At 63.4% G+C, this 17,569-nt stretch carries 16 protein-coding genes; 12 read left to right on the top strand and 4 right to left on the bottom strand.

Features of this window, described 5'->3' with window-relative positions; all coding sequences use genetic code 11:
• The first annotated feature begins 122 nt into the window (after positions 1 to 122).
• Positions 123 to 1,610: a glycerol kinase GlpK gene (gene glpK, locus FA04_RS12445; RefSeq protein ID WP_034788970.1), complete on the top strand. Its 1,488-nt coding sequence runs from the start codon at positions 123 to 125 to the stop codon at positions 1,608 to 1,610.
• 95 nt (positions 1,611 to 1,705) lie between these two features.
• On the opposite strand, the gene FA04_RS12440 is transcribed toward glpK, so the two are convergent.
• Positions 1,706 to 2,194, bottom strand: coding sequence for a RidA family protein (locus FA04_RS12440; RefSeq protein WP_034788969.1), 489 nt, complete (start codon positions 2,192 to 2,194; stop codon positions 1,706 to 1,708).
• Between the two features lie 196 nt (positions 2,195 to 2,390).
• Here FA04_RS12440 and FA04_RS12435 point away from each other — a divergent pair, with 196 nt between their 5' ends.
• The 5 genes from FA04_RS12435 to sbmA all read left to right on the top strand — a co-directional run bounded on the left by FA04_RS12435 (position 2,391) and on the right by sbmA (position 7,930).
• Positions 2,391 to 3,086 carry a TetR/AcrR family transcriptional regulator C-terminal domain-containing protein gene (locus FA04_RS12435; protein WP_034788966.1) on the top strand — a complete coding sequence of 232 codons (696 nt, stop codon included), beginning with the start codon at positions 2,391 to 2,393 and terminating at the stop codon, positions 3,084 to 3,086.
• 106 nt (positions 3,087 to 3,192) lie between these two features.
• Positions 3,193 to 4,251, top strand: a complete 1,059-nt coding sequence (locus tag FA04_RS12430) for an LLM class flavin-dependent oxidoreductase (RefSeq protein ID WP_034788963.1) — start codon at positions 3,193 to 3,195, stop codon at positions 4,249 to 4,251.
• 101 nt (positions 4,252 to 4,352) lie between these two features.
• Positions 4,353 to 5,102, top strand: a complete 750-nt coding sequence (gene map, locus FA04_RS12425; protein WP_034788960.1) for a type I methionyl aminopeptidase — start codon at positions 4,353 to 4,355, stop codon at positions 5,100 to 5,102.
• A gap of 214 nt (positions 5,103 to 5,316) precedes the next feature.
• Positions 5,317 to 6,516 (top strand): MFS transporter, encoded by a 1,200-nt coding sequence (locus tag FA04_RS12420; protein ID WP_167550696.1) that lies wholly within the window; start codon positions 5,317 to 5,319, stop codon positions 6,514 to 6,516.
• 154 nt (positions 6,517 to 6,670) lie between these two features.
• The gene (gene sbmA / locus FA04_RS12415) at positions 6,671 to 7,930 is read left to right on the top strand and encodes a peptide antibiotic transporter SbmA (RefSeq protein ID WP_034789080.1); all 1,260 of its coding nucleotides are present in this window, start codon (positions 6,671 to 6,673) and stop codon (positions 7,928 to 7,930) included.
• Between the two features lie 19 nt (positions 7,931 to 7,949).
• On the opposite strand, the gene FA04_RS12410 is transcribed toward sbmA, so the two are convergent.
• On the bottom strand, positions 7,950 to 8,957 hold the full coding sequence (locus FA04_RS12410) for a polysaccharide deacetylase family protein (protein ID WP_034789068.1): 1,008 nt from the start codon (positions 8,955 to 8,957) through the stop codon (positions 7,950 to 7,952).
• Here FA04_RS12410 and FA04_RS35140 point away from each other — a divergent pair.
• The 4 genes from FA04_RS35140 (at position 8,956) to der (ending at position 12,481) form a co-directional block, all read left to right on the top strand.
• A complete protein-coding gene (locus FA04_RS35140; RefSeq protein ID WP_060528884.1) occupies positions 8,956 to 9,147 on the top strand; it encodes a hypothetical protein in 192 nt (63 codons plus the stop codon). The two genes, FA04_RS12410 and FA04_RS35140, sit on opposite strands and share 2 nt — an antisense overlap.
• 33 nt (positions 9,148 to 9,180) lie before the next feature.
• On the top strand, positions 9,181 to 9,768 hold the full coding sequence (locus FA04_RS12405) for an NnrU family protein (RefSeq protein WP_034788957.1): 588 nt from the start codon (positions 9,181 to 9,183) through the stop codon (positions 9,766 to 9,768).
• 285 nt (positions 9,769 to 10,053) lie between these two features.
• The gene (locus FA04_RS12400; protein ID WP_034788954.1) at positions 10,054 to 10,722 is read left to right on the top strand and encodes a tetratricopeptide repeat protein; all 669 of its coding nucleotides are present in this window, start codon (positions 10,054 to 10,056) and stop codon (positions 10,720 to 10,722) included.
• 328 nt (positions 10,723 to 11,050) lie between these two features.
• Positions 11,051 to 12,481, top strand: coding sequence for a ribosome biogenesis GTPase Der (der, locus tag FA04_RS12395; RefSeq protein WP_034788953.1), 1,431 nt, complete (start codon positions 11,051 to 11,053; stop codon positions 12,479 to 12,481).
• Positions 12,482 to 12,553: 72 nt separating this feature from the next.
• On the opposite strand, the gene FA04_RS12390 is transcribed toward der, so the two are convergent.
• The gene (locus FA04_RS12390) at positions 12,554 to 13,471 is read right to left on the bottom strand and encodes a sugar kinase (protein WP_034788952.1); all 918 of its coding nucleotides are present in this window, start codon (positions 13,469 to 13,471) and stop codon (positions 12,554 to 12,556) included.
• Positions 13,472 to 13,645: 174 nt separating this feature from the next.
• Between FA04_RS12390 and bglA the strand changes: the two genes are divergently transcribed.
• Together bglA and aac(6') are read left to right on the top strand one after the other, a co-directional pair.
• Positions 13,646 to 15,277, top strand: a complete 1,632-nt coding sequence (bglA, locus tag FA04_RS12385) for a beta-galactosidase BglA (RefSeq protein ID WP_034788951.1) — start codon at positions 13,646 to 13,648, stop codon at positions 15,275 to 15,277.
• Positions 15,277 to 15,741, top strand: a complete 465-nt coding sequence (aac(6'), locus tag FA04_RS12380; protein ID WP_051659141.1) for an aminoglycoside 6'-N-acetyltransferase — start codon at positions 15,277 to 15,279, stop codon at positions 15,739 to 15,741. Before bglA ends, aac(6') begins: the two co-directional genes overlap by 1 nt.
• 13 nt (positions 15,742 to 15,754) lie before the next feature.
• Here aac(6') and ade read toward each other — a convergent pair whose 3' ends face one another.
• Entirely contained in the window at positions 15,755 to 17,452 is a 1,698-nt protein-coding gene (gene ade, locus FA04_RS12375; RefSeq protein WP_034788950.1) for an adenine deaminase, read from the bottom strand.
• Positions 17,453 to 17,569: the final 117 nt, after the last annotated feature.

The raw sequence follows: 17,569 nt of genomic DNA, 5'->3' as shown, positions 1-17,569 counted from the left end.
AAGTCGGCGGTTGCGTTTTGTTTTCGTTTGACATTCGTTTTGCCATCGTATTGAAGTTTTCGAAATGAGATCCCGCCTTCAAGGCCGGGTGAACAAACATGCGTGTGGCCGGGGAGGGGCATATGGGCGGATATATTCTCGCGATCGATCAGGGTACGACCTCGAGCCGGGCGATCATCTTCGACGGTCAGCAGCAGATCGCCGGGGCCAGCCACAAGGAATTCAAGCAGTATTTTCCGAAATCCGGGTGGGTCGAACACGATCCCGAGGAAATCTGGCAAACGGTGCTTTCGACGGTTGAGGACGCTATCGCCAAGGCCGGCATCAAGGCCGGCGACCTTTCGGCGATCGGCATCACCAACCAGCGCGAAACCGTCGTCGTCTGGGATCGCAAGACCGGCAATCCCATTCACAACGCCATCGTCTGGCAGGACCGTCGCACCGCCTCCTATTGTGATCGGCTGAAGAAGCAGGGGCTGGAAAAGACTTTCACCCGGAAGACGGGCCTGCTGCTCGATCCCTATTTCTCCGGTACCAAGCTCAACTGGCTGCTGACCAACATCGACAGGGCGCAGGCCCGCGCCGCCAAGGGCGAACTCTGCTTCGGCACCATCGATACCTTCCTCATCTGGCGGCTGACCGGCGGCAAATCCTTCGTGACCGACGCGACCAACGCCTCGCGCACGCTGCTCTATAACATCGCCGAAAATGCCTGGGACGACGAGCTTCTGAAGATCCTCAAGGTGCCGCGCGCCATGCTGCCCGAGGTCAAGGATTGCGCCGCCGATTTCGGCGTTACCGATACCGCACTTTTCGGCGCGGCGATCCCGATCCTCGGCGTTGCCGGCGACCAGCAGGCGGCGACCATCGGCCAGGCCTGCTTCAAGCCGGGCATGTTGAAATCCACCTATGGCACCGGCTGCTTCGCACTGCTCAACACCGGCAAGGACATGGTGCGTTCGAAGAACCGGTTGCTCACCACCATTGCCTACAAGCTTGATGGCGAAACCACCTATGCGCTCGAAGGCTCGATCTTCGTCGCGGGTGCTGCGGTGCAATGGCTGCGCGACGGGCTGAAGGTGATCAAGGCTGCGCCCGATACCGGGACGCTTGCCGCAAGCGCCGATCCGACGCAGGACGTCTATCTCGTGCCGGCCTTCACCGGGCTCGGCGCGCCGCATTGGGATCCGGACGCGCGCGGCGCGATCTTCGGCATGACCCGCAACACCGGTCCGGCGGAGTTTGCCCGCGCGGCACTCGAAGCCGTCTGTTACCAGACGCGCGACTTGCTTGAGGCGATGCACAAGGACTGGCGCAGCAACGGCAAGGAGACGGTTCTGCGCGTCGACGGCGGCATGGTTGCCTCCGACTGGACGATGCAGCGGCTTTCCGACCTGCTCGACGCGCCGGTCGATCGGCCCGTCATCCTGGAAACGACTGCGCTCGGCGTCGCCTGGCTTGCCGGCAGCCGCGCCGGCGTCTGGCCGAAGCAGGAAGACTTTGCCAAGTCCTGGGCACGCGACCGCCGCTTCGAGCCCGCCATGGACGAAAAGACGCGTAAGGCCAAGTTCAAGGGTTGGCGCAACGCGGTCAAAAGGACGCTGAGCTAAGAGCCGGGCGAGCGGCGATTTTCGCCGCGCGTCCGTTTCTCCCGACCATACTCTGCCTTCCGGGCCGACGCGCGGTGCCGCAAACCGGGCCGCCGTCAGTCGATGACAGCGACCGCTTCCACCTCGAACAGCATGCCGTCGACCGCCAGCTTGGGCACGGGTACCAGTGTCTGCGCCGGCAGCGTCGCGCCGAACATTTCCTTGACGCTGCCGGTCAGGACCTCGAGCTTGGACATGTCGTGGTCGACCACGAAGATGGTGAGCTTGGCGACCTGGTCCGGCCTTGCGCCGAGCCCCTCGAGCGCTGCGCCCAGATTGGCATAGGCCTGCTTGACCTGAACCGCGAAGTCGGGAGACAGGCCGCCGGTGCTATCCTGGCCGCCCTGTCCTGAAATGTAGGCCACCCGTGCCCCGGCAGGCACGATCACCGCGGTGCTATAGCCATGCGGCGTCGGGTCGTAGAGGTTCTTGGGGTTGACGACCGTCAGCTTGGCCGCCTGCTCGCTCGCGGTGGCCGCCGTGGAAACGCCCGTAGTCATGATGATGAGTCCTCCGATCATGAGATGTCTGATTGCGCGTGACATGGTGTTCTCTCGTCTCCGAGGTCTGCGCGCGATGCCGCTTGCAGGCCTGCAGGTTTGACCTTTCGCCGACGCTCTTGCTATTGACTCGTACAGCGTACGACTCATTTACATCGTACGCCGTACGAGTCAATCGTTCAGGATCGACATCCGGCGCGTTGTCGGCGTAAATCGACACTCCAATCAGCAAGGAAGACGCATGGCGGCGAAAGGGAACGGCGGGCAGGGCAAACGCTCCCAGCGGATAGAGTCGGCAGCCCAGGCCGGGAAGAAGCCGGGCGGCGAGCCGTCCCTGTCTCTGGAGCGCATCGTGGCGACTGCGGTCGAATTGCTGGACGCCGAGGGTATCGACGGCTTGAAGATGCGCCGTCTCGCCGACCGTCTCGGTGCGGGCGTCATGAGCCTCTATTGGCATGTCGCCAACAAGGAGGAGGTTTTCGACCTGGCGCTCGATGCGGTGTTTGCCTATCGCGCCCCCCCGCAAAGGATCGAGCCCGAGGACTGGCGCAGGGATGTGGTTCACATGCTCGAAGACTGGCGCGCAATCATGCTGCGCCATCCCTGGTCGGCGTCGCTGCTGCCGCGCCGGGCGCTCGGCGCGAATGTACTCGGCCGCCTGGAAACCATGAGCGAGGTGCTGTCGAGAGCCGGCGTTGCCGACGCGGACATGAATGTCGCGATCTGGTCGCTCTGGAACTACGTGCTCGGCGCCACCGTCACCCGGGCGAGCTTCGCGCTTTCGCACGCCGACCAGGCTGCCGGACAGAAGCGCCTCTCGGCGCTCAGCGAACGCTACCCGACGATCGAGCGCACGCGCCTGCTCCTGGACAGCGATTGGGATGGCACGTTCCGGAAGGGCCTCGACGTCCTGCTTGACGGTCTACCGAGAGGGTAAGGTCTCGTTCGTATGCATCCGGGAAACACAGCGTTTCCCGGATGCGCATTTGCTGCTCATGTGTGCGCCAACTATCTGTTGTGCAAACAGAAAAAGGACAGACCTCATGGAACTCGGGCTTTACACATTTGCGGATGTCGATCCGAACGCGGATCACAAGGGCATGGAGGGCCAGCGTCGCCTCAAGAACCTTCTCGAGGAAATCGAGCTTGCAGATCAGGTTGGCCTCGATGTTTTCGGGCTCGGCGAACACCATCGGCCTGACTACGCGGCCTCCGCGCCGGCGGTCATCCTCGCGGCCGCAGCGGCAAAAACGAAGAATATCCGGCTGACCAGTGCCGTCACGGTGTTGAGCTCGGACGATCCCGTACGCGTCTTCCAGCAATTCTCGACCCTTGATCTGATCTCGGGCGGCCGCGCCGAGATCATGGCCGGTCGCGGGTCGTTCATCGAATCCTTCCCGCTCTTCGGCCAGTCGCTCGATGACTACGACCAGCTCTTTGCCGAAAAGCTCGACCTCCTGATGGCGCTGCGCGAAAGCGAAAAGGTCTCGTGGGCCGGCGAGATGCGGCCGGCGATCCATGATCGCGGCGTCTATCCGCGGCCGCTGCAGGAGGTGCTGCCGCTCTGGATCGCCGTAGGCGGCACGCCGCAATCGGTGGCCCGCGCGGGTGCGCTCGGCCTGCCGGTGGCGCTTGCGATCATCGGCGGAGAGCCGCGCCGGTTTGCGCCGCTGTTCGATCTCTACCGCGAGGCGGCCCGGCGTGCCGGCCAGGACGCCGCCAGGCTGAAGACCAGCATCAACGTGCACGGCTTCATCGCCGATACGACCGATCTTGCCGCCGACCAGTTCTACGGGCCGCAGGCGGAAGTGATGAACCGCATCGGCCGCGAGCGCGGCTGGGGACCGACGAACCGGGCGCATTTCGACCAGGCGCGCAGCCCCTCCGGCAACCTCTTCCTCGGTGATCCGGAAACGGTGGCCGAGAAGATCGTCGAGAACTGGAAGCTGTTCCGTAACGATCGCTTCCTGCTGCAGATGGCGATCGGTCCGATGCCGCACGACCAGATCATGCGCGGCATCGAACTCTACGGCACCAGGGTGGCGCCGCTCGTGCGCCAGGCGTTGGCCGAGGAAAGGGCAGCAGCGGCGGCCTCCGTCTGACCATTCGACGACCGGGGCTGGGGCCCGGCTCCGGTCGTCCCGCTCGACGCTGGCATAACGCGTTGCGACACGCTACATGTGAGCGCGAAAGCGAGACACGGATGACCCTCAACAACGAAGAAGATCTGCTGCGGCTGAAGGAAATCGGCCGCATCTGCGCCAATGCCCTGCAGACGATGGGCGAGGCGCTCGAGCCCGGCATTACCACTGCGGAACTCGATGCGATCGGCCGCAAGGTACTGGAAGAGGCCGGCGCACGCTCGGCGCCCGAACTCTGCTACCAGTTTCCTGGTGCCACATGCATCAGCGTCAACGAGGAAATCGCCCACGGCATTCCCGGCAACCGCGTGATCAAGGCCGGCGATCTCGTCAACATCGACGTCTCGGCCGAAAAGGACGGCATCTTTGCCGATACCGGCGCCTCGTTCCCGGTACCGCCGGTCACGGCCGCGATCGACCGGCTCTGCCGCGATGGCAAGCGGGCGATGTGGGTGGGCCTCAAGCAGGTGCGCCCCGACCAGCCGCTGGCTGCCATCGGCAACGCGATCGGCGACTTCGCCCGCAAGAACCGCTATTCGCTTGTCACCAATCTCGCCAGCCACGGCATCGGCCGCTCGCTGCACGAGGAGCCGACCGAGATCGCCACCTGGCCGGATCCGCGCGAACGTCGCCGGATGACCGACGGCATGGTCTTCACCGTCGAACCCTTCCTGTCGATGGGCGCGCAATGGGCCGAGGGCGGCAACGACGACTGGACGCTCTACAGCGACCCGCGCGCGCCGACGGTGCAGTATGAGCACACAGTTGTCGTCACCCGCGGCGGGCCGCTGGTGGTGACACTACCGGGCTGACCCAGGGATACGGCGGCGGCCTGCAGCCTCCGTCGTCCTCCAGACGATTTTTTGCTCCATCGCCGCGATGCATGATCTGCCGCCGTGATGTGGTGCACCTCACCTTTTAGGCGATTGGTCTAAGCCATTGAAATCGGCGATCGTTCGATTTCTTCAATAGATCCTTCAATTATTGTCGTTTGTCGTGCGTCGTGTTGCGGCGCAATAAAATGATATGACCACGCTCGACCGACCGCTGCAGACCAACATCTCCGCCACGGCAACCGCCGGCGCCATCGCCATGGCCGTCGCCATGGGCTTCGGACGCTTCTCCTATACGCCGATCCTGCCGGCGATGATGGTGGATCTCGGCCTGTCGCCGGGTGATGCCGGGCTCATCGCCTCGGCCAATTTCGTCGGCTATCTCGCCGGCGCCATTCTTGCGGCCTATGGCTGGGCCCATGGGCACGAGCGGCGGATCGGTCTGCTGTCGCTCGTCGCCACGACGGCTCTGCTGGCGGCCATGGGCCTCTCGTCCTCCGTCGTCGTGCTGGCGCTGATCCGTTTCCTCGCCGGCCTTGCCAGCGCCTTTGCGATGATCTTCATCTCCGGCATCGTGCTCGGCCATGGCGTGCTCGCGCGCTCGGAACACGTGCCGGCCGTTCACTTTGGCGGCGTCGGCCTCGGTATCGCGTTTTCATCGCTTTGCGTCTGGGCGAACCCGATCGCGGGTCACGCCGGCCTGACGACCTCCATGGGCGACTGGTTTACCGGCGCGCTGGTCGGATTGGTCGGGACGATCGTCGTTGCCGCACTTCTTCCCGGCGTTCCGTCGTCCGGTTCTGGTCCGGTGCGCGAAAGGCCGCTGCGCTGGACGCGGCCGCTGACCGTAGTGACGTTCACCTATGCGCTCTTCGGCTTCGGCTACGTGATCACCGCAACCTTCCTCGTCACCATGGCGCGCGATCCGAGCGGCGGCCACAGCATCGAATTTCTCGCCTGGCTGCTAACGGGGCTTGCCGCAGCGCTCTCCGTCTATCTCTGGCGCTTTGCCGTGCCGCGCTTCGGTCTTGCCGGTGTCTACGCGATCGGCCTTCTGGTCGAGGCGGTCGGGCTGGTGCTGACGGTCAGCCTGCCTTTGCCCTATGCGCCGCTTGCCGGCGGCCTGATGCTCGGCGCAACCTTCATGATGATCACTGCTTATGGCCTGCAGATCGGCCGGAAGCTGGCGCCCGAGAGCCCGCGCAAGGCGCTTGCGTTGATGACGGCTGCTTTCGGTATTGGGCAAATCGTCGGTCCGCTGGTCGCCGGCTGGCTTGCGGAGCGCACCGGCAGCTTCGCCGCACCAACCTTGATCGCGGCTGCCGTTCTTTTCCTGTGCGGTGGGGTCATCGTCGTCGAGCTGAAGCGGATTTCACAGGCATTGAGGGCCTGAGCAGCGGCGAAAAAAGACCCTCCGGCACCGGCGCGCGCCTGGATGAAATAACAGTAACGTTTACATTACCCGATTGTTGACGACGGCGCTTTGCCCTAGTTTCGGCGCTTCGGGAGGCGAGTTGTTCGTCTCCACCGAAACGAGAGTGCCGCACTTGTTCCTATCCTTCTTTCCGAAGCCGAAGCTCTTCTTCATATCTTTTGTCGTCTGGTCGCTGGTTGCCGTAGCCTTCTGGTATGGCGGTGGCGAACAGCTGGGTGCCGTCTTCGGAATGCCGCCTTTGGCCGCGGATGCGCCGCCGATCACCGGCATCTCTGCCTTCTGGTCGCCGGCCTTCATCTGGTTCTACCTCTATTTCGCGCTTGTCGTCGGGCTGTTTGCCGCTTTCTGGTACGTCTACTCGCCGCACCGTTGGCAGAACTGGTCGATCCTCGGCTCGGCACTCATCCTCTTCGTCACCTATTTTCAGGTGCAGGTCAGCGTCGCAATCAACAACTGGTACGGCCCGTTCTGGGATATGATCCAGGCAATCATTGCGAAGACCAAGGTGGTTCCTGCAGCGGAAGTCTACGGAGAAATCTCCGTCTTTCTCGGCATCGCCATGGTCGCGGTCGCGGTCGGGGTCATCACACGCTTTTTCGTCAGTCACTACATCTTCCGTTGGCGAACAGCGATGAACGAATACTACATGGCCAACTGGGACAAGCTGCGCCATATCGAAGGGGCCTCGCAGCGCGTGCAGGAAGACACGATGCGCTTTTCCACTACAGTGGAAGGGCTTGGCGTTAGCCTGATCGATAGTGTGATGACGTTGATAGCGTTCATGCCGGTCTTGATCCGGCTCGAGTCGCACGTCACCGAATTGCCGCTCATTGGCGTCATCCCGTATCCGCTCGTTACGTCCGCTATACTTTGGTCGCTGTTCGGTACGGTGTTCCTGGCTCTCGTTGGTATCAAGCTGCCGGGCCTCGAGTTCCGCAACCAGCGCGTGGAAGCTGCCTACCGCAAAGAGCTGGTTTATGGTGAGGACCATGCTGATCGCGCCCAACCGCCGACGGTCGCCGATCTCTTCGATAACGTTCGCCGGAACTACTTCCGGCTCTATTTCCACTATTTGTACTTCAACGTTGCCCGCATTTTCTATTTGCAGATCAATGGTATCTTTTCGCTGGTGATCATCGTGCCTTCGATCATCGCCGGCAAGGTTGCGCTTGGTGCGTTGAACCAGATCTCGAATGCTTTCGGGCAGGTGTCGTCGTCATTTCAGTACCTAGTTTCGTCCTGGCCGACGATCGTCGAACTGTTGTCGATCTACAAGCGCCTGCGCGCATTCGAAGCGGCAATCGATGACGAGCCGCTGCCGCACATCGACCAGAAGTTCATTGCGGTTGGCGGCAACGAAGAGCTGGCCTGAGGCGAGCGAAAAAAGCCAATCAGAAGGCGGTTCGACCCGCCTTCTTTTTTGCCTGCTCGATCAGCGGCAGCGCCTGGGCGTAGCTGACGCAGGCGACGTCGGGCTTGCCGCAGACTTCGCCCAGCAGCCGATCGAGCGCGCGCCAGTAGGCGCCGCCGTTCATTTCGACGAAATGGAAGCCGAGCTGCAGTGGGATGCGGTCGCCCGCATATTCCCGGTCGAAGGCTTTCCTGTAGGCCTCGTAGGTGCGCTCCTCGAAGCGGGCGCTGTCCTTCTTGTTCTCCACACCCATGGAGTGGCGGACGAAGAGATTGTAGTCCATGCCGATGACAGGGCGCTGCGACGGCCCTTCGGGGATCAGCGGCAGTCCGAAACGCGGCAGGCCATCCTTTGTCGTCGGCCAGCCCGGACCCTTGGTCACCAGGCTTGCGTCATAGGTGAAGTTGTCCGCCTTGAGTGCCGGCAGCAGGCCGTCGCTCAGCGACAGATAGGGCGCGCGGAATCCCTTGATCCCGGTTGCGGCGAATTCGGCCCAGCCGGCCGGCTCGGCCTCGGGCTTGTCCGCCTTCTTCCAGGCGTCCTTGAGCGCCGCGTTGAAGGTCGAAAACTCGCTTTGCCAGTCGGCTTTGCTCCAGCCCTTGCCGTCGAAGTGGCCGCAGGCGTGGCTGGCGATGTCGTGGCCGTCGAGATGGGCCTGCCAGATGTGGCCGACGCGGGCCGCGATCTCTTCACGGCTCTGCGCGAAGCCGACATTCGAGCGGCCTGCCTTCTGGCCCGGCGGCTTGTAGAGCGTCTTGCCGTCCGCCCGGGTCATCAGAAAGGTGCAGGAGAGGAAATAGGTGAAATGCGCACCGGTGCGCTTGGCCATCGCCAGGCTTTTTTCCCATAGCGCGTTGTCATGCGCGCCGTCGAACGAGACGATCACCAACTGCCTGTCACCGGCGGGCGCGGTGGCCGGCGACGCCGGCTCGGCCCTGGCAAGAGCGGGAAGAAGGGCGAGCGAGAGGGCAAGCGGAATACGGATCATGATCAACTGCACTGTTTTGGTTTTGTCGCAAATGGTTCGAAAATGCGGCAATCCTTTGATCGGTCTGGAAAAAACGCGCCATCAAGGCTACTCCATAGCAACCTGGGCGGAATCGGTCCGGGAACCGAATACACTGGAAATCAACACGCTTCAGCGGCCAGCTCCCGTCTTTTCCGACGAGCGGCGCTGAGTTTGCCCGATACTCGAACAAAGCGGTGGCCCCATGGCGATACTCGTTCTCGGCATCCTTCTTTTTCTCGGCCTGCATCTCATCCGCGTCGTCGCGCCCGGTTTCCGCGCCGGCGTCATCGAGCGCCGCGGCAAGGGCACCTGGATGGGGATCTATGCAATCCTCAGCCTCATCGGCCTCTGTCTGATCATCTATGGCTTCGGCCAGGCCCGCAGCGAAACGGGCATGCTCTACGATCCGCCCGTATTCATGCGCCACATCGCACTGCTTCTGATGCTTTTTGCCTTCATCTTCCTTGCTGCCGGCTTCCTTCCGGCCGGGCGCATCGCGGTTGCGGTCAAGCATCCTCAGGTGCTTTCGATCAAGGTCTGGGCGCTGGCGCATCTGCTCGCCAACGGCGAGACGTCCTCCGTCCTGCTGTTCGGCTCGTTTCTCGCCTGGGCGGTGATCCTGCGTATCTCGCTGAAACGCCGCGAGCGGGCAGGCGAACGCGTACTGCCGGTGTTCAAATCGGCCTCCAACGACGTGCTCGCCATCATCATCGGCCTCGTCGCCTACGTGCTCTTCGTCTGGAAGCTGCACGAATGGTTGATCGGCGTTGCACCGGTCGTCATGGGCTGATGCAATTTCCAGCAAAAGTGCACCGCGGTTTTGCGTCCGGAATTGCAGTAACAGAAAATTTAGAGCGACGGAGTCGGCCTCGTGTCGGCCATAGGCGCTCTAAATCGCGTCGGCCCCCTTACAAGCGCCGCAAAATCGGGTAGAAGGCGCAAAATCCATGAGAGTGCGGCGGGTGCGGCAAGGACCCCTCGTGCATGCTCGAACAGTTTGAGAGTGTCCGTTTCGCCGATCGTCATATGACCGTTGGCGCGACGGGCCAGTGTGCAGGCAAGGCCGGGGCAATAGATGGCGAACCAAGACGACAGCTTTATCCGCGAGGTCAATGAGGAACTGCGTTCCGACCAGATGAAGAGCATCTGGGCCCGCTTCGGCGGCGTCATCGTGGCCATCGCCGTGCTTATCGTACTCGGCACCATCGGCAAGGTCGGCTTCGATTACTGGCAGGATGGCGCCTCCTCGAAGTCGGGCGATGCGTTCCTGCAGGCGTTGAACCTCGCCAAGGAAAACAAGACGGACGAGGCGCTCGCCGCCTTGAACACGCTGGAGAAGGACGGCTACGGCGCCTATCCGGTGCTGGCGCGTCTGCGCGCTGCCACGCTGCAGGCGCAGAAGGGCGAGACAGAGGCGGCTGCCAAGGCCTTCTCCGCTATCGGCAAGGACAGCAGCGTCCCGGCAGCTATCCAGGAGGCAGCGCGTCTGCGTGCAGCCTACCTGCTCGTCGATACCGGCGGTTACGACCAGGTTTCGGCCGAGGTCGAGCAGCTTGCTACGCCGCAGAACAACATGCGCCACTCGGCGCGTGAAGCCCTTGGCCTCGCTGCCTACAAGTCCGGCGACTACGCCAAGGCGAAGACCTGGTTCCAGCAGATCGTCGACGATGCGCAGAGCCCGCGCAACGTCACCGGTCGCGCCCAGATGCTGCTCGACGTGATCGCCGCGAGCGGCAAGGCATAAGACGACAGCCCATCCCACCGGAAGGGCACAGGGTGAAAGACCCTTTCGAATCAGCGCATGATCCCAATGTCGGTCTCGACCTTGGGATTGTGCGCTAAAGCGTTTAAAGCAGTTTCAGCAAAAGTGCTCAGCGGTTTTGCGTCCGGAACTGTGAGAGACAAGGCAAGCAGTTCCAGCAAAAGTGCTTAAGCGGTTTTGCGTTCGGGATTGCCGAGTACAATCGGAACAGTTCCTGCTGGGACTGTCGCTGCCCGATGCGGCAGAAAACGAATTTATGAGCGCAGCCGCCTTGTTGGCAGCAGCGCTCCAAGCGGAAACGGATAGATCCATGAGCTTCACCGTCGCCATCGTCGGGCGTCCCAATGTCGGCAAGTCCACCTTGTTCAACCGTTTGGTCGGCAAGAAGCTGGCGCTCGTCGACGATACGCCGGGTGTCACCCGCGACCGTCGCCCGGGGGACGCCAAGTTGATCGATCTGCGCTTCCGCATCATCGACACGGCCGGTCTCGAGCAATCGGGACCCGACACGCTGCAGGGGCGCATGTGGGCGCAGACCGAGGCCGCGATCGACGAAGCCGATCTTTCGCTGTTCCTGGTGGACGCCAAGGGCGGCCTGACGCCGGCAGACGAGACGCTTGCCGAAATGCTGCGCCGCCGCGGCAAGCCGGTGGTGCTGGTCGCCAACAAGTCGGAAGCACGCGGTTCCGACGGTGGCTTCTACGATGCCTTCACGCTTGGCCTTGGCGAGCCGTGCCCGATCTCGGCCGAACACGGCCAGGGCATGCTCGATCTGCGCGACGCGATCGTCGCTGCGATCGGCGAAGACCGGGCCTACCCGCCGGAAGACGACGTGGCCGAAACCGATATCGATCTGCGCCCCACGTTCAAGGACGACGGTGAAGACGAAGAGGTGGAGACCGCCTATGACGAGACCAAGCCGCTGCGGGTGGCGATCGTCGGCCGGCCGAACGCCGGCAAGTCGACCCTGATCAACCGCTTCCTCGGCGAAGACCGGCTGTTGACCGGCCCGGAAGCCGGCATCACCCGCGATTCCATCTCGGTCGAATGGGACTGGCGCGGTCGCACCATCAAGATGTTCGACACTGCCGGCATGCGCCGCAAGGCCAAGGTTCAGGAGAAGCTCGAAAAGCTCTCGGTCGCCGACGCCCTGCGGGCGATCCGCTTTGCCGAAACGGTGGTCATCGTCTTCGACGCGACCATCCCTTTCGAGAAGCAGGATCTGCAGATCGTCGACCTCGTGCTGCGCGAAGGCCGGGCGGCCGTTCTCGCCTTCAACAAGTGGGACCTGGTCGAGGATTGGCAGGCGGTGCTTGCCGATCTTCGCGAAAAGACCGAGCGGCTGCTGCCGCAGGCCCGCGGCATCCGTGCCGTGCCGATTTCCGGTCACACCGGCTACGGCCTCGATCGGCTGATGCAGGCGATCATCGAGACCGACAAGACCTGGAACCGCCGCATCTCCACCGCGCGGCTCAACCGCTGGCTGGAATCGCAGACGGTTCAGCATCCGCCACCGGCCGTTTCCGGTCGCCGGCTCAAGCTCAAGTACATGACCCAGGTGAAGGCGCGCCCGCCGGGCTTCATGATCTCCTGCACGCGGCCGGACGCGCTGCCGGAATCCTACGTGCGCTACCTGATCAACGGCCTGCGCAACGATTTCGACCTGCCGGGCGTGCCGATCCGCATGCACTTCCGTTCGGGCGACAACCCGTACGAGTCCAAGGCGAAGAAGCGCCGCTAAAGAGGGAGCGGAAAACCAAACAGGCTTTCCGTCTGCATCCTTCCTAAAGTTCCTGAAAAGTGACCCCGCCGCTCACGCGGCAGGCAGCTTCTCCCGCGCCACGAGCGCGCCGTGATGGCCGATGACGCCGGCAGCGACGCTTGCCGCAAGGGCGGCGGCCTGGGCTGGCTTGTCGCCCGCCACCAGGCGGGAGACGAAGGCGCCGTTGAAGCTGTCGCCGGCACTGGTCGTATCGACGACGCGCTCGACCGGGGTCGCCGGCACATGCTCAACCGGGGCATCGCCGAAGGCGAGCGTCACACCCTTCTCGCCATCCTTGACGACAAGGTTGGTGGCGCCCAGGCTCTTGTAACGGGCAATCGTCGCGTCGATCGATGCATCGCCGAAATGGGTCATCTCGTCGTCGAAGCTCGGCATCACCAGGGTCGCGGCGCGGGCACCGTCGGTCAGCGTGCGGCGCATGCGCTCGGCATCGTCCCAGAGACGCGGGCGAATGTTCGGGTCGAAGACCACCGTCTTGCCGGCAGCCTTGGCGCGGCGCAGTTCCGACAGCAGCGTTTCTACGGCATCGGGCGCAAGGATCGCCAGCGTGATGCCGGAGAAGAGGATGAGGTCGGAGGCTTCGATTGCGCGTCTGAGGTGCTCGGCGTCGTCGGCAAGCAGCTTGGCAGCCGAGTGCGAGCGCCAGTAGGAGAAGCTGCGCTCGCCGTCCTTCAGATGGATCATATAGAGGCCTGCCGAGCGGTTCTCGATGCGACGGACGGCCGAGGTGTCGATCGCTTTTTCCGCCATGAAGGCCAGCATCTCGTCGGAAACCGTGTCGGTGCCGACGGCGGAGCAATAGGCGACGGTCCAATCAGCAGGCATGAAGAGCCGCGCATAATAGGCGGCGTTGAACGTGTCGCCGGCATAGCCTTTGCGCAAGAGCCCGCCTTCCGCCTGCATGAGCTCGACCATGCACTCTCCGATCGCAAGCATCTTTCCGGCCAACGACTTTCCTCCTCACAAGATTTCGTCTGAGACGGGATAAGGGTCTCGATCGTTCTCGGCAAGAGATAGTTTCCGGCTGTTTGGTGGCGATCCGTGCGTGGCGGTGAATGGCGTTTACTCCGGCGCCGGGCAACGCTACACCTTTGCGCGACAGACCGTCTTCAGGGGGCTTACATGGCGTCTCGGCAGGTATCGGGTGACGATTGGTGGCGCGGTGCGGTGATCTATCAGGTCTATCCGCGCTCGTTCCAGGATACCGACGACGACGGCATCGGCGATCTCAAGGGTGTCACCCGCAGGCTGCCGCACATCGCCTCGCTCGGCGTCGAAGCGATCTGGCTGTCGCCGTTCTTCACCTCGCCGCAGGCCGACATGGGCTACGACGTCTCGGATTACTGCGACGTCGATCCGATGTTCGGAACACTCGCCGATTTCGACGAGATGCTTGGCGAGGCCCATCGTCTTGGCCTGAAAGTGATCATCGACCAGGTGATCTCCCACACCGCCGATCGCCATCCCTGGTTTGTCGAGAGCCGCTCCAGCCGAACGAACGGGAAGGGGGACTGGTATGTCTGGGCCGATCCTAAGCCGGACGGCACAGCGCCCAACAACTGGCTGTCGATCTTCGGCGGACCGGCCTGGGAATGGGACGGGGTGCGGAAGCAGTATTACATGCACAACTTCTTAGGCTCGCAGCCGGACCTCAACTTTCACAATCCCGAAGTTCAGGACGCGGTGCTCGATGCTGCCCGCTTCTGGCTGGAGCGGGGCGTCGACGGCTTCCGTCTAGATACGGTCAACTTCTACTTCCACGACAAGCACTTGCGGGACAACCCGCCGCTCGTGCCGGATCCGGATGCCACCAGCAACGATGCGCCCGACGTGAACCCCTACGGCATGCAGGACCATCTCCACGACAAGAGCCAGCCGGAAAACATCGCCTTCCTCGCGCGGTTCCGGGCATTGCTTGATCGCTACGAAGGCCGCATGACCGTCGGCGAGGTGGGCGACGGCGCCCGCTCGCTGAAGACCGTGGCCGCCTATACCAGCGGCGGCGACAAGCTCAACATGTGCTATACCTTTGACCTCCTGGGGCCGGACTTTACCGCGACCCATATCCGCCGCTGCGTCGAGAACTTCCAGGAGGCGGTGACCGACGGCTGGGTCTGCTGGGCCTTTTCCAACCACGACGTGACGCGCCATGTCAGCCGCTTTGCCCGCAATGAAGCGGAGCGGGAGAGGGTGGCGCGGCTGGCGATCACACTGCTTTCCAGCCTGCGCGGCTCGATCTGCCTTTATCAGGGCGAGGAACTGGGGCTGCCGGAGGCGGAGCTTGCTTTCGAGGATCTGCGCGATCCATATGGCATCCGTTTCTGGCCCTCCTATAAGGGCCGCGACGGATGCCGCACACCGATGGTTTGGGAGCACGCGGCGGCCAATGCCGGCTTTACCGCCGGCAAGCCGTGGCTGCCGGTGCCCGAGGATCATCGGCGGCTTTCGGTCGACGCCCAGCAAACCGGGGACACGGTGCTCGATCACTATCGCGCGACGCTCGCCTTCCGCCGATCGCAGCCGGCACTCAGCGATGGCACGATGCGGTTCCTCGACACGAACAGCGATCTCCTGGCCTTTGTTCGCGAGAAAGACGGCGAGCGGCTGCTCTTCGTCTTCAATCTCACCCGGGAACCGCTGGAGTTTCTGGCGCCGTCGGCGGTTGAGCCCCTGGAATTGCCCGGATATCCGGCACGGCCTGAAGCCGGTAGCATCAGGGTTGCCGGACTGTCGGCCTTCTCAGGGAAGTTCTGATGCGCGTATTGTTGATGGATGGCGAAACCATCGGCCGCTGGGTCGAGATGCGTCTGGCGCTCTGGCCGGATACACCGGCGGCGGATCATCGCGCCGAAGTCGAATCCAGTCTCGCGGAGGGCGACCGCTACGCTTCGTTCCTTTGCGAGGACGAAGCCGGCGTCGCTGCCGGTTTCGCTGAAGCGTCGATCCGCCACGATTACGTCAACGGCTGCGAGACCTCGCCCGTCGGCTTCCTCGAAGGCATTTACGTCTTGCCCGCCTACCGCCGTCGCGGCGTGGCGCGCGCCCTGATCACCGCGGTCGAACGCTGGGCGACAAGCCGGGGCTGCCAGGAACTCGCCTCCGACACGGCGACCGACAATCTGAGGAGCCAAAGCCTGCACATGGCGCTTGGCTTTGAGGAGACGGAGCGCGTCGTCTATTTCCGCAAGGAACTGGCGCCCGCCGTGGCCGACAACTGAGTGCCGCCGCCAATCACCCGATCAGCATGAACTTGTCGACATCGACCAGCCCGCGATCCGAGATCTTCAGATGCGGGATGACCGGCAGCGGCAGGAAGGCGAGCTGCAGGAAGGGTTCCTCCAGCGTTGCGCCGAGCGCGAAGGCGGCGTGGCGCAGGTCGTGCAGCGTGTCACGGACGCTCTCATAGGGCTCGAGGCTCATCAGGCCTGCGACCGGAAGCGCGATCTCGCCGGTCACCTTGCCGTCCTCGACGACGACGAAACCGCCCTTGATCTCGCCGAGCCGGTTGGCGGCGATCGCCATGTCCTCGTCGTTGACGCCAACGACGCAGATGTTGTGGCTGTCATGGCCGACGGTCGAGGCGATCGCGCCTTTCTTCAGCCCGAACCCCTGCACGAAGCCATTGGCATGATTGCCGTTGACGCCGTGGCGTTCGATGACGGCGACCTTGATGATGTCGCGGCCGAGATCGACGCCGGTCTGGTTGCCGACCGCCGGCAGGCGGTAGCGGCGGTGCTCGGTGATGATCTTGCCGGGCAGAACGCCGATGACCGAGGTGTCGCCGTCTGCGACCGGAATGCCGAAGGCGCTGGCATGGACTTGGCCGGCCTTGACGCTGTCGAGCCCGACGGGGGCGACCGTCTTGCGGGTGGCAAAGAGCGCGTCGGTGACGCGGCGACCACCGGAGAACACCGTTTCGGCCTTGCAGTTTTCCAGGCTGTCGATGACCACGAGATCGGCGCGCCAGCCGGGCGCGACCAAGCCGCGGTCGCGCAGACCGAAGGCGCGGGCGGCCGAGATCGAGGCGGCGCGGTAGATCGCCAGCGGCTCGACGCCGGCGGATATCGCCGTGCGGATCATATGGTCGAGGTGACCCTGCTCGGCGATGTCGAGCGGGTTGCGGTCGTCGGTGCAGAGCGCCAGGTGCGGCGACAGCCGCTCGGTGATGATGGGCATCAGCGCATGCAGGTCCTTGGAGACCGAGCCCTCCCGCACGAGGATGTGCATGCCCTTGCGGATCTTCTCCATGGCTTCTTCAGCGCTGGTGCATTCATGATCGGTGCGGATGCCGGCTGCCAGATAGCCGTTCAGGTCCTTGCCCGAAAGCAGTGGAGCATGACCGTCGATATGGGCGCCCTGGAAGGCATCGAGCTTGGCGAGGCAGACCGGGTCCTTGTGCACAACACCCGGAAAGTTCATGAACTCGGCAAGGCCAATGACTTTCGGATGGTGGCGGAAGGGCAGGAGACGTTCGATCGGCAGGTCGGCGCCCGACGTTTCGAGATGCGTCGCCGGCACGCAGGAGGAGAGCTGGACGCGGATGTCCATGATCGTCTCGAGCGCCGAATCCAGGAAATACTCGATGCCCTCGGTGCCGAGCACGTTGGCGATCTCGTGCGGATCGCAGACGACGGTGGTGATGCCGAGCGGCAGGACGCAGCGGTCGAACTCGTGCGGCGTGACCAGCGAGGATTCGATGTGCAGATGGGTGTCGATGAAGCCGGGCACGACGATGCGGGCCGTGATGTCGATTTCCTCGCGCCCCTCGTAGCTGCCGAAGGTGCCGACGATGCGGTCGCCGGAGATCGCGATGTCGGAGGCGACCAGTTCGCCAGTGACGAGATCGAAGAACTGCCCGCCCTTCAAGACGATGTCAGCCGGCTCGCGTCCAACGCCCTGATCGATATAGCGTTCCAGCGCTTCGGACATGAGGCAACTCCATTTCTTATACGCGCCCCGGATGCTCTCTCGGCGGGACGACGCTTGGTTTCATTGTTGCGGATAAGAGTAACCCTTCCCCCGTTGCCGGGGAAAGGGTTCTGACGG

Origin of the sequence: Ensifer adhaerens (assembly GCF_000697965.2) — a bacterium.
GTDB lineage: Bacteria > Pseudomonadota > Alphaproteobacteria > Rhizobiales > Rhizobiaceae > Ensifer > Ensifer adhaerens.
Note: the sequence above shows the minus strand (reverse complement) of the source record. Positions and strands in the feature narration are given on the sequence as shown.